Below are 13,798 nucleotides of genomic sequence, written 5' to 3' on the forward strand. Positions count from 1 at the left end.
TAGTTGGCTTTTATTGAAAGAACCCTTTCAATACCGCCATGTCTAAAAACTTGATCTATAATAAAAACTATCCTCATAATTTCTATCGATTTATTAAACTTTTAAATAACTCATCCCATTTAGGAACTATAACGTCTGGAGAAAAACGCAGTACATTTTCTCTGGCGTTAGTTCCCATTTCTATTCTTTTCGATTGATTATTAATTAGACAAATTAATTTTTCGCTTAGCGCTTTTATATCTCCATTTGAGACTAAATAACCATCAATATCGTTTTTTATAATGTCTGATGAGGACAATCAAATGATACGCATGGCACTCCATACGCCATAGCCTCAATTAAAACCATTCCAAATCCTTCATATCTTGAAGACATAACATATATTGAAGCGCTTTTGTATTTTTCTCCTATATTTTTTTCTGGAGGGAAAAATGTAACACTCTTGTCAACTTTAAGCTCTTTAGCTAAATTATGTAACCCCTCTCTTTTATCAATAGAACCATAAACTTCTAATTTCCAATCAGGATACTTTTCAGATAGAATCTCCCAACTCTTTAGAAGTCTATCATAACCTTTTTGATGACAGTGTTTGCCTACAGCTATAACTGTTTTGTTTTCTAAACTAGATATTTTGTTAGGGTAAAAAGAAAGTGGATTAGAAATAACCTCTAAATTATTTAGATTCCATTCTTTTAAATTCCCTTTCGTTAATACAATAAATCTATTATATCTTTTTGCTCCTAAGTTCATAAGCGCAAAAATAAATTTTAGTTTTATGCTTTGAAAAAATGAAGTGGTATCTGATTTTATTTCTATGTTTTTTGATACATGCCTCTCATATACCATAGGACAAGGTTTTTTTATAAACCATGGCACAAAAAAACCTTTTAAGCCATCATCACAGACAGAAATTATATCTGGCTTTACAAAATCTACTATTTTTTTTAATCCATTTTTATACTTTAAAAAGTAGTTTATGGGGTTTCCTAATGCGTTAATATTATGATAGATTAGAGAATCACTAAACTTGTAAAATAAAGATTTATTTCCTTGATTAAGTGTAACAATATGTACTTCATAATTTAGCTTATCGGCTAAATAGCTTGCCTTTATCGAAAGTACACGCTCTAAACCACCAGAACCAGATATCTGATTGGTAATATATAATAACTTAATAGGGTCATTATTTGTCATTACTAAATAAATTTCTTACACCTTTCTTTTAATGGTTCTGCCAATTTATGATGTAAACCTAAATTGGTAACAGTTGTATTTAAATCAATTTTGCCTTCTAAACCAAAATTTGAAGTATACTCACCAGTTTTATGATTAATATCTATCTTATTGAATAACTCTAAAATACCATCGAATCGGCAAGAATCAACAAAACTATCAAAGCCATTAACAAAAATAACAGGAGTACCTAATGCCAAACAGGGCAGCGCACAATGAATTCTTGAAGTAATTACCAATTTTGCTCGTGCATATTTTTTTAGCAAATCTTCTGCCATTTCAAACTTTTCTTCCTCTGAAAAAGTATTAGATGGTGGCTCTTGATTCACATGTATTGCTTTATCTAAAACGTCTTTACCTATAAACTTTTTTATGTGATTTTGTTTCTTTTTTAATTGAAAAATTTTTCCATTAAGTGTGTTTCTAATAATGGATTTGAAATTAAAAAAAACTTTTAATGATCTTGGATAATTGTATAGAGGATCTACAATATAAATGTCATTGCCTCTTTCTGAATCATCAACTTTATAGCTATCTAAAGTTAAAGTTAAACAACCAGAGAAATAGGCGTCTATACCTTTTGATTTTAATGTATCTGCTGTAAATTGATCTCTACACCCAATAGGCTGGTGCTTTTTTAAATAGGCTATACCTTTATCACTTAGCATAAAAGGTGCTGCTGTATTATTCATGTGAAAAGACACAAACAATGGATCGATATCTTCAGATGGTACCCAATTATGAATATTGTGGGTAAACCAGCCATTCATTATCAACTTCGTTTTTTCACCTTTATAATCAGCTAGTTTTTCTCTGTTCAAAAGAAAATCTGTTTGAGGTAAAAATTGTTTAGCAGCAAGGCTTTGAATATTATCTCCAACATTAAAAAAACGTTTGTTTTCGTCGTATTTTAGTAGTCCGTATTTCATAGTCATTTAAGAATGTGTAGTTTTTTTATGAACTCAAAGAGTTATGATGTTCTTTTTTTTATAATTTTATTTTTTAAATTCCCAATTGATTTATTGAATAATAATTTTTCAAACTCAATACTTCCTTTATAGTACATTAAGGCAAAATAAACAACTGAATACATTATTGCTTTTAAAAAGAAATTAAGCCAACTATCTCCAGGGAGATAACTTATGAGGTATCCAATACCTAAAATTAAAACAAATATCAAGAGTGTTTTATTAAAAAGTTCTTTGAAAAATCTCAAAATATTTATCCCTAAAACTTTATGATAATAATAGTTCATTATATTCTGTACTATAAACCAACCCAAAACTATTCCAGAAATCATACCTATTGCCCCAAATTTTTTAGATAAAAAGCCACCAATAATTGTCCCAATTACAAAAAATATTAGAAACATAACTGCTTTAAAAGAAACTCGATTACTTGCTTCAAGAATTAATATGCCAAAAGATTGAGTTAAAGGAATTGTGTATGCAAACATTATGATTAATGCAATTACCCAAGAATCAAAATATGTTTCACCAACCCATAAAAATACAAACTGTTTACCAAATAATATAAATGCTCCTAAAATATATAATAATGATATAAAAGAAATTCTTCCAATTTTTATCATCATATCAGTTAATTCTTTAGGAGACGCATTAGCAACAGTCATTTGAGTTGCTCTTGGCAAAAAAACACCAGAGATTGCAGATGAAAAAGTTCCATAGTAACTACCAAGTACTATACCTATTGCGTAAATAGCGACTACATTTGTATTTGTTAGCACACCTAATATAACTTGTCCAGATTGCCATTGAAATAAAGCTACTATTGCAGAAATAAAAATCCAAAAAGAGTAGCTAAAAATCTTTTTTACAACTAAGAATTTAAAATAGTGAAGCTTAAATGAAACTTTTAATTTTTTAAAAACAAATCCAGCATTAGCAATAATAACGAAAAGATTCATTAGTGTGTCAACAATTACCATGGATATAGCCTTACCTCCAAACATTAAAACAGTTACAATAGTTAATGAACGTACTATATATCTTATAATGTTTATAGATTTTGGGAAAACAAATTGTTCATAACCAATACAAATACCATTGAAAACACCACAGGGTAGACATATTGCAAGATTAAAAATTAAAATTACAAACATTATTTTTGCTCTTCTAACTTGTTCAAGTGTTAGGGAGTCTTTAAAAATATCTTCTAAATTTAGGTAACAAATAGATCCTACAATTAATATAATGAATGATATGGATAAGTATATTAGCATAGTAGTAGCTAAAAAATTCTCCTCTTCAACACGGTTTTGCTCAGCTCTATATTTAGCAACGAATCGAATAACGGTATTACTTAACCCAAAATCTAAAAGTGAGATGTAACCAACAAGTGCTCCTATTAAAGTGTATAACCCAAATTCGGAATCGCCTAGTTTTCCTATAATGAAAGGAGTTAATAATAAACCAACTATGTTGGTTAATATTATTGTTGTATAGTTTAATACAGCTCCTTTTTTTAATTGACTCAAAATTGTTGGTTTTAGTTAAAGTTATTCAAGTGTAGAAAATTATAACCTTCCACTTACATTTTCACTAAGAATACCTTTAACGTCATATAAAATTCCATTTGGTTTCAATAATGATTTTAAATTCTCTTGAAGAAACTCTTTATGCGCAACTGTTAACACAACAGCATCAAAGGTTTGACGAGGTAGCTTTTGAACAGTTTCTAAACCATATTCATGCTTTACTTCTTCAGGTTTCGCCCAAGGATCATATATGGTAACATTTGTTCCGTAGCTTTTAAGTTGGTTGATAACATCAACTGCTTTGGTATTCCTTACATCCGGACAATTCTCTTTAAATGTAATTCCTAGAGCTAATATATTTGCCTCTTTAATGCGTATATCATTTTGTACCATAAGCTTAATAACTTCAGAAGCGACATATTGTCCCATACTATCATTTACGCGACGACCTGCCAAAATAATTTCTGGATGATAGCCTACTTCTTGCGCTTTTTGAGCTAAGTAATATGGATCTACACCAATACAATGCCCACCAACAAGACCTGGTTTAAATGGTAAAAAATTCCACTTTGTTCCTGCAGCTTCTAACACATCATGAGTATCAATATCCATAAGATTAAATATTTTTGCTAACTCATTTACAAATGCAATATTAATATCGCGTTGCGAATTCTCAATTACTTTTGCAGCTTCGGCAACCTTTATTGTTGGGGCTAAATGTGTACCTGCAGTTATAACACTTGCATATAGCGCATCTACTTTTTTTCCTATTTCTGGAGTTGATCCAGCAGTAACTTTAAGTATTTTATCTACGGTATGTAGTTTATCACCAGGATTAATTCGCTCTGGTGAATAGCCTGCATAAAAATCCTTATTAAATTTTAATCCACTTATTTTTTCAAGAACTGGTACGCACTCATCTTCAGTAACTCCAGGGTACACTGTAGATTCGTATATAACAATATCCCCCTTTTTTAAAACTTTTGCAACCGTTTCGCTAGATTTATAAAGAGGTGTTAAATCTGGTCTATTATTTTTATCAATTGGAGTTGGAACAGTTATTACATAATAATTGTAGTCTTTAATGTCATCTAAATTTGATGAACAAAACAGTCCGATATTATTATCAGGGCTATTTTTTAGTACCGATTTAAGTACATCTTCTTCTACTTCTAAGGTTGAATCTTTTCCTTGTTGTAACTCATCTATTCGATTTTGATTAATATCGAAACCTACAACATTATATTTTGTAGCGAAAAGTCGTGCTAAAGGCAGACCAACATATCCTAGCCCAATAATGGCAATTTTAATATCCTTCATTTTTATATTTTGATAATAATTATTTTAAATTTTCCCAATACCAATTAACAGCTTTTTTTAAACCATTACTGATGTCGTATTTTGGGTTGTAATCTAATAATTTTTTGGCTTTATCGATAGAAGCTAAAGAGTGAGGGATATCTCCAATTCTATTATCTTTATGTTTAATTTCAATATTTTTAATAGAGGCATCAAACTCTGATAAATATGTTTTTAATAAGGTCGCTAACTCAATTAGCGTAGTTCGCTCTCCGTAAGCTACATTGTATACATTATTTAATGCTTCTTGGTTGCTTGTTGTTATGGCATTAATGTTCATTTGCACAACATTATCAATATATGTAAAATCTCTTGAGTAGCTTCCATCTCCATTTATTACAGGAGATTCATGACTTATAAATTGTTGAACAAATTTGGGTATTACAGCTGCGTAAGCACCATTAGGGTCTTGTCTTTTTCCAAATACATTAAAATAACGTAATCCTATAGTATCTAAATTATAGGTGGTGTGAAAAATGTCTGCATATAATTCATTTACATATTTAGTAATAGCATAGGGAGATAAAGGTTTTCCTATTATATCTTCAACTTTTGGTAATGCTTCATGGTCTCCATAAGTAGATGAACTTGCAGCATAAACAAATCGTTTAGCTCCAGCATCTCTTGCAGCAACAAGCATGTTTAAAAATCCAGAAACGTTAACATCATTGGTTGTGATTGGGTCGTTAATTGACCTTGGTACAGAGCCTAATGCTGCTTGATGCAATACATAGTCAACACCTTTGCAGGCTTTATGACAATCTTCTAAATTTCTTATATCGCCTTCAATTAAATTAAAATTGTTATCATTTAAAAAAGGCTCAATATTATTTCTTTTTCCTGTTGAAAAATTATCTAAGCAAATTACGCTTATATTATTAAGCAGTAAAGTTTCGCATAGGTTAGAACCAATAAATCCAGCTCCTCCAGTTATAAGTACTTTCTTTCCTGCTAATGTTTTTAATTGTTGTGTTGTCATTCTAAATTTGGGGTGTATTTTGAATTATTAATAGCTTCGCAAATATGAAAAAAATAAATGTAACATGGTTAACTATTTATATCAATACCTCATTTTTACCGACGAAATTCATTTTTTTACCAAAAACATCGATTAAATCAAATGTTTTCATGTGTAAATTAATGTATTCTCATCTTTAGAATTAATTGAAAAGTTAAAAATTATAGAAACTTAATAGTTACTGCATAAATGAAATTATTTTACGAAAAAGCAAAACTTAAAATCGACAATCTGCATAGTTTTACTACCAACGAAAACCGTTAATGTATTTAACCGATTTTTATTACTCTTTTAGCGAATTAACCCCTTGTCATGGTTTTTAAATTAAAACAATTACTAAATTTACACCATCAATAAAAGATTGAATTGATTAATAGCATATTGATTTAATAAAAGTATAAATTTAAAATAACCAAAATCCCTCTCAATATTAATCTAATATAGATTGATATAGTTTTAAAGATATATTTTATTAAGAAACAATTATAGAGCTATAAATTATGAAAATGATTCTATTTTTTACATGTGAGGGATTCACAAAAATACTTTTTAAACTTTGTAATAAAGGTGGTTTAATAAACTGCTATAAGTTTTCATGTGGAAAATTGAAAGAATAATTTAAAAAAGAATGTTGACCAAAACAAAAATATATTTATCATCACCTCATATGGGTGGCTCAGAGCAAAAATTTGTTAATCAAGCGTTTGATACAAATTGGATAGCTCCGTTAGGACCAAATGTTGATGGTTTTGAAAATGATATAAAAAACTATTTAGGAGATAACAATGAAGTTGCTGTTCTTAGTTCTGGTACAGCTGCTATACATTTAGCATTACAATTGTTAGACGTTTCAAGAGGAGATGAAGTTTTATGTCAAAGCTTTACCTTTTCAGCTTCTGCTAATCCTATTTTATACCAAGGTGCTACACCTGTATTTATAGACAGTGAGTCTGACACATGGAATATGTCTCCTGAATTACTAGAGATTGCAATTAAAGATAGAATAGAAAAATATAAAAAACCAAAAGCCATAATAGCTGTTCATTTATATGGTATGCCGTATAAAGCAAAAGAAATAAATGAAATTGCTAAAAAATATAATATCCCTATAGTTGAAGATAGTGCAGAAGCTTTAGGAAGTACATATTTTAATCAAGCATGTGGAACATTGTCTGATGTTGGTATATTATCTTTTAATGGTAATAAGATTATAACAACCTCTGGAGGAGGCGCGTTAATAACAAAAAACTTAGAGTTAAAAAACAAGGCCGTTTTTTTATCAACTCAAGCACGAGATAATGCCCCCCACTATCAACACTCATCTGTTGGGTTTAATTACAGAATGAGTAATGTTTTGGCAGGTATAGGTAGAGGTCAAATGGAAGTGATTGATGATAGAGTAGAAGCTAGAAGAAATAATTACAATTATTATAAAGATAATTTATCAAATATAGATACCATAAGCTTTTTGGATGAGCCAGAAGGATTCTTTTCTAATAGATGGATTACTTGTATGAAAACAAATTCTTACGAATTGCGTGAAGAGATAAGATTAGCATTACAACAAGATGATATTGAGTCTAGACCTTTATGGAAGCCAATGCATTTGCAACCTGTATTTAAAGATTGCTTGTCTTACACTAATGGTATCTCTGAAAATTTATTTAAAAATGGACTTTGTTTACCAAGTGGATCTAATCTAACTCAAAACGATTTAGATAGAGTTTTAAACATAATTAAAAACGCCTCAAACTCATGATAAAAAATTACTTTTCTTATTACTCACAAAAATACGCCTCAAAATGGTTAGTTTTAGGTATAGATTTAACAATAGTATTACTAACATTTTTTGTAACTTATTTTATAAGGTTTAATTTTACTTTAGGTTTTGATATTAATCAATTTTTATTTCAAATCCCTTTTCTATTAGTTATAGCTACTTTTAGTTTTTTAGTTATAGGCTCATTTAAAAGTGTTATTAGGCATACAGGTTTTACAGATGTTGTAAACTTATTTAAATCAGTTTCTTTAATGTCTTTATTATCTATTGTGTTTGTTTTATTCAATAGAATAACAAATATAATTCCTGAATTTACAATTCCATTGTCTATAATAGTTACTCATGCATTACTTAGTTTTGTAACACTTAGTGCTAGTAGGTTATTATTTAAAATGACCTATAATTATTTAAAATGTAAGCTTGTATCCTCAAAAAGAGTACTTATTTATGGTGCTGGAGAATCAGGTATTATAACATATAATGCATTGGTTAGCAACTTAAGCTCAAGGTTTAATGTTGTAGGTTTTATAGATGACGATGTAACAAAGAACGGGAAGTCTATTAATGGTGTCCCAATTTTTTCAAAAAATAGAGTTACAAAAGGCTATATAGAGTCTAATGCAATAGATGAAATTGTTGTAGCTTCTCAAACCATAGATTCAAATCGATTGTTAAACTTAATTGATAGTTTAATTGATTTAGATGTAAAAATAGCTAAAGTTCCACCAATTGAAAAATGGATTAATGGCGAGTTAAGTGCTAAACAAATAAAGCAAGTGCAAATAGAAGACCTTTTAGGACGAGCTCCTATTGAAATTGATAATCCAAATTTATTAAATGAGTTTAATGGTGAAACTATTTTAGTTACTGGGGCTGCAGGATCGATAGGTAGTGAGCTAGTAAAACAATTAGCAAATTTTGATGTAAAAAAACTAATACTTGTAGACCAAGCAGAATCTGCATTGTACGACTTACAACAAGATTTAAAACAAAATGGAAAAGAAAACTATACTGCTATAGTTGCAGATATTAGAGATGGTTTAAGAGTTGATAGCATCTTTCAAGAAAATAAACCAACTATGGTTTTTCATGCTGCGGCCTATAAACATGTTCCATTAATGGAGAAGTCTCCATACGAAGCTATAAAGATAAATGTAAACGGAACTAAAATACTAGCAGATACTGCATCTCGATACGATGTGAAAAAGTTTGTATTTGTATCTACAGATAAAGCTGTAAACCCAACTAGTGTTATGGGAGCAACTAAGCGTATGGCAGAAATGTATATTAGTTGTCTACAAAAAGAAAGCAAAACTAAATTTATTACAACACGATTTGGTAATGTTTTAGGCTCAAACGGCTCAGTAATTCCTTTATTTAAAAAGCAAATAGAAAATGGCGGTCCATTAACACTTACGCATAAAGACATAACACGTTATTTTATGACTATTCCAGAAGCTTCGCAATTAGTTCTAGAAGCTGGTACAATGGGTAAAGGTGGCGAGATATTTATTTTCGACATGGGTGAATCTGTTAAAATATACGATTTGGCTAAGAACATGATAAAATTATCTGGATTAAGATTTCCAGAAGATATTGATATTGAAATTTCAGGACTACGTCCAGGTGAAAAACTTTATGAAGAATTATTAGCTAATGGTGAAAACACATTATCTACTTACCATAAAAAGATAATGATAAGCAAAACCAGAGAGTTAGAATATAACAAAGTTAAATCAGAAATTGAGGAGTTATGCATTACTAATCGTTTTCAAAACAACAATATTGTTATGAAAATGAAAAGCCTAATCCCTGAATATAAATCTAATAATTCTGATTACGAGAAATTCGACAAAAGAGTTCAAATCTACAAGAAAGTTAGAGGTTTATCTGAGGGCAAATCAGATAAAAGCTATATCAATCTTTAATAAATAAGTAAATTTTACTACTTTCCCCAAATGTTTAAAAATATGATTAAACCTTTTTCAAGACGCAAATTACTCATTGCAAGCGTTATAATCAGCTTATTTTTCACTTCTTGTAAAACAAGGCAGGATATCGTATATTTTCAAAATGCTAAAGATTTTGAAACTATTGTTGATACAGACACTTTTACAGCAAAATTAAAAGTTGGAGACATATTAAGCATTTATATTTCTGTTTTAACAGCTACTACTGCCGAAGGCAATATTATTGATCCTGCAAGACCTTATAACATTGTAAGACAAGGAGGCGGTGGAGGCGGTGCTAGCTTTATAGATTATCTTATTGATGTAGATGGAAACATCGATTTTCCTGTTTTGGGAAAAATAAAACTAATAGGCTTAACTGTAGAAGAAGCCAAAGCCTTGATTAAGAAAAAATTTGCCGATGGAGAACTCTTGAAAGATCCAGTAGTTATTGTGCGAGTTTTAAATTTTAGGGTTACCATTGATGGAGAAGTTAGATCACCAGGTGTTTATCCAGTATCTGGCGAAAGAATATCAATTATGGAAGCACTTGGTATGGCAGGAGGTTTAACCATAAAAGGTAGAAGAGACAATGTTATGGTGGTTAGAGATTTTAATGGTACAAAAACAATTTCTAGAATAGACTTAACAACAAAAGAAGTTTTTAATTCTCCTGTGTACTTTTTAACTCAAAATGATTATGTTTACGTTGAACCAAATAATTCTGCAATAAGTAGTGCGTCAGGCGATACCAGAATAGGAACTATTATTAGTATTACTTCTTTTATTCTAACAACTGCGCTAATATTTGTAACTAGAAATTAGAATTAATAATGACTTCAAACCAAAATAATTTATTGAATAATTCTGAAGATTTTAATTTTAATCTCAAGAAAACGCTATCTGTATATTTAAAGCAATGGAAATGGTTTGCTTTAAGTTTACTAATATGCTTTGGATTGACATACCTAAGTTTAAGATATACCACACCAAAATATTTGGCTACTGCCAAAATCATGCTTTTGGATGATAAAGATAATTCTTCTGCCGGAGCATTAAAGGATTTGTCTATTTTCTCTGAGAAAGAAGACGCTATGGTTGAAGACGAAATTGAAGTCATAAAATCAAGAAGCTTTCTTAGAAATATTGTAAAAGAACTAAACCTAAATGTTAGATATTATGCTAAGGGAAGGGTTTATGAATCCGAGTTGTACAAAAGTACTCCAGTAGTTGTTAATTTTATTGAATCAGATTCTATAATTAATAACACCAATTTTAATTTCTACGTCGAAATTCTTTCTGCCACAGACTTTAATTACCGTACCAATGAAGATGGGGCAGCAAAAAAATATACTTTTGGCGAAACCATATCAACATCGTTTGGCGGTATTATCATAACTCCAAAAAACCAAAACATTGAAAATAGTGTCGGTAGTAATATTAGGATTAATATTATTAAAGCCGAATCTTTAGCCGAATCTTTAAAAGATAGGATATCTATTGAACCAATTAAAAAATCATCTAAAGTCGTTCAAGTCAGTTTGGTTGATCCTGTTATAGAGAAGGCAAAGGATATAGTAAATACACTAATACATGAGTACAACGATTTTACTATTAAAAAGAAAAATGAAATATCTGATAGTACTTCACTATTCATTGATAGGAGAATAAGAATGGTAGCAAGAAACTTGATTAATGTTGATGATAGTATTGTTGGATTTAAAACTAGTAATAAAATTACTGACGTAGTTTCTGAAGCAGGACAATTTTTAAATTCAAGTGTAGCAAACGAGCAGCAAATTGATGCTACCAAAATGCAATTAAGCCAACTTAATTTTGTAAAAGAAACACTTGGAGATGAGACTGGGAAGTATAGTTCGATTCCTTCAAACTTAGGAGCTGGAGACCCAGCTATAAGTGCTTTATCTGCAAGATATAATCAATTATTAGAAAGAAGAAGAGCACTTTTAAAAAGTGCTGGCGAACAAAACCCCATAGTTTTAAATTTAGATCAAACTATAGCAGGTGTTAGGCAAGACCTTCAACAAAGTATTGATAATTCAAGTAAATCGTTACGTATACAAATAGGGAGCTTAGAAAGCCAATCCAGAAGAATTAATGCAAAAATATTCTCGGTTCCAGGGCAAGAAAATAGATTAAGAGGTATTGAGAGAGAACGACAAACTATAGAATCTTTATATCTCTACTTGTTACAAAAAAAGGAAGAGGCTGCTATTTCTTTAACCGCTACATCACCTAGTGCTAAAATAATTGACGAGGCCTATAATAGTGCTGGAGGACCTATTTCTCCAAACAAGCAAGTCGCTTACGCTGGAGCAATATTTTTAGGATTACTAATACCATTTATGTTTTTCTATATTAAGAATCTTTTAGATACAAAAATTCATAACAAAGAAGATTTAGAAAAAGAAATTAAAAACATTACTGTTTTAGGCGAGATACCAAAAGTAAAAAGTAATAATGTTTTAGTACAAAGAAATGACCGCTCTATTTTATCAGAGTCATTTAGGATTATACGAACAAATTTTGATTACATAAAGCGTACAAGAAAAGTAGAAAACTATGATAACGTAATTTTTGTAACTTCAACTATTAACGGTGAAGGAAAATCTTTTTTTAGTATGAATATGGCATTAACACTAGCTAATACAGATAAAAGAGTATTATTAATTGGTGCAGATATTAGAAATCCTAAATTACTTATAGATTTAAATAATCAAAAGAAAAATGATGTTTCAAAAATAGGGTTAACAGAATATTTAGTTGATAAATCTGTAATTGTTGGTGAGGCTATAAATACTTATGAAATAAAAGGCAATAAAATTGATATTTTGCTGTCTGGAAAAGTACCACCAAATCCAGCAGAATTATTAATGAGTGATAGAATGAAGCCTCTTTTTGATAAAGTGTCTGAGCAATATGATTATGTTATTGTTGATACTGCTCCATCAATGCTAGTAACCGATACATTACTGTTTAGTCAATATGCTGGGCATACCATTTACATGACACGTGCAGATTACACAGAAACACGTATTTTAAATTTTGCAAAAGAATTACATGCTGAAAACAAACTTAACGGAATGATGCTTGTAGTTAACGATGTTAAGCAATCTAATTTTGGATATGGTGCTAAATACGGATACTACGGTGCCAAAGAAAAGAAAAGTTTTTTCAGAAAACGTACTTAAATAACCGAAAACGTATTGCAAGTGTTTTCTATAATAGCAGGAAGCTTTCTAATTAAATTTTTGTTAAGATTTAAATTAGAAAGTTTTTTTATATGCATATTATTATGTACATCAGTCGCCACAAAATCTATCAGTTGTTCTTCAATCAAATAATTTGCTGTTTTCTCTACATTTTTTCCATAATGTTCACTTAATGATAGTAGATTAAGTTGAAAAAAACACCCTAACTGTTTTAACTTTTTATAATACGCCTTTGTGTTATGATAAAACGAATAACGCTCAGGGTGTGCTAAAATAGGGAGATATCCTTTCATTTTAATTTTAAAAATTATTTCATCTAAGTTAATCGGTGGCTGAAAATAAGACATCTCAATTAGCAAATAATTGCCTTTAAGTGTAAATAATTCCTGCCTATCTAGTTGCTTTTGAAAATTGTCGTCTAACATATACTCCGCAGCAGGATTAATTGTAATTTCTGAAAGTATTTTAGAATCTAAAGCACCTAATAGGCTTTGATATGCATCACCAATAGTTTCATCAGTGTTTGGATAGAAATCTTGCATTACATGAGGTGTAGGCATAAATTGCTTAACGCCCAATGCTTGCATACCTTTAATTAAATCTATCGATTCTGAAGTGTTTTTTGCACCATCATCTATTCCTGGTAAAATATGAGAATGCATATCTACAAAGTCTTCTAATAAATCTTTAAGGAATACTTTTTTAGAAAAAAAATGGAACATTATTTAA

At 29.8% G+C, this 13,798-nt stretch carries 10 protein-coding genes; 4 read left to right on the forward strand and 6 right to left on the reverse strand.

The window, feature by feature from the left end:
- Positions 1 to 276 precede the first annotated feature (276 nt).
- From AADI82_RS01215 to AADI82_RS01235, 5 genes are read right to left on the reverse strand one after another with little or no spacing between them, the layout of a single operon-like run.
- Positions 277 to 1,194, reverse strand: a complete 918-nt coding sequence (locus tag AADI82_RS01215; protein ID WP_341214644.1) for a glycosyltransferase — start codon at positions 1,192 to 1,194, stop codon at positions 277 to 279.
- A gap of 2 nt (positions 1,195 to 1,196) precedes the next feature.
- Entirely contained in the window at positions 1,197 to 2,162 is a 966-nt protein-coding gene (locus AADI82_RS01220) for a polysaccharide pyruvyl transferase family protein (protein ID WP_341214645.1), read from the reverse strand.
- Between the two features lie 41 nt (positions 2,163 to 2,203).
- Positions 2,204 to 3,730 (reverse strand): oligosaccharide flippase family protein, encoded by a 1,527-nt coding sequence (locus AADI82_RS01225; protein WP_341214646.1) that lies wholly within the window; start codon positions 3,728 to 3,730, stop codon positions 2,204 to 2,206.
- Positions 3,731 to 3,769: 39 nt separating this feature from the next.
- Positions 3,770 to 5,050 (reverse strand): nucleotide sugar dehydrogenase, encoded by a 1,281-nt coding sequence (locus AADI82_RS01230; protein ID WP_341214647.1) that lies wholly within the window; start codon positions 5,048 to 5,050, stop codon positions 3,770 to 3,772.
- Between the two features lie 19 nt (positions 5,051 to 5,069).
- Positions 5,070 to 6,068, reverse strand: coding sequence for an SDR family oxidoreductase (locus AADI82_RS01235; protein ID WP_341214648.1), 999 nt, complete (start codon positions 6,066 to 6,068; stop codon positions 5,070 to 5,072).
- A gap of 667 nt (positions 6,069 to 6,735) precedes the next feature.
- On the opposite strand from AADI82_RS01235, the gene AADI82_RS01240 reads away from it, so the two are divergent.
- The 4 genes from AADI82_RS01240 to AADI82_RS01255 are packed head-to-tail and all read left to right on the forward strand — an operon-like array spanning position 6,736 to position 13,048.
- Positions 6,736 to 7,866, forward strand: a complete 1,131-nt coding sequence (locus tag AADI82_RS01240) for an aminotransferase class I/II-fold pyridoxal phosphate-dependent enzyme (RefSeq protein ID WP_341214649.1) — start codon at positions 6,736 to 6,738, stop codon at positions 7,864 to 7,866.
- Positions 7,863 to 9,815 (forward strand): nucleoside-diphosphate sugar epimerase/dehydratase, encoded by a 1,953-nt coding sequence (locus AADI82_RS01245; protein ID WP_341214650.1) that lies wholly within the window; start codon positions 7,863 to 7,865, stop codon positions 9,813 to 9,815. Before AADI82_RS01240 ends, AADI82_RS01245 begins: the two co-directional genes overlap by 4 nt.
- Positions 9,816 to 9,857: 42 nt before the next feature.
- Entirely contained in the window at positions 9,858 to 10,661 is an 804-nt protein-coding gene (locus tag AADI82_RS01250) for a polysaccharide biosynthesis/export family protein (protein ID WP_341214651.1), read from the forward strand.
- 8 nt (positions 10,662 to 10,669) lie between these two features.
- A complete protein-coding gene (locus tag AADI82_RS01255; RefSeq protein ID WP_341214652.1) occupies positions 10,670 to 13,048 on the forward strand; it encodes a polysaccharide biosynthesis tyrosine autokinase in 2,379 nt (792 codons plus the stop codon).
- On the opposite strand, the gene AADI82_RS01260 is transcribed toward AADI82_RS01255, so the two are convergent.
- Entirely contained in the window at positions 13,045 to 13,791 is a 747-nt protein-coding gene (locus tag AADI82_RS01260) for a CpsB/CapC family capsule biosynthesis tyrosine phosphatase (RefSeq protein WP_341214653.1), read from the reverse strand. The two genes, AADI82_RS01255 and AADI82_RS01260, sit on opposite strands and share 4 nt — an antisense overlap.
- Positions 13,792 to 13,798: the final 7 nt, after the last annotated feature.

The sequence above is a fragment of the uncultured Wocania sp. genome, from assembly GCF_964021735.1.
Taxonomy (GTDB): Bacteria; Bacteroidota; Bacteroidia; order Flavobacteriales; family Flavobacteriaceae; genus Wocania_A.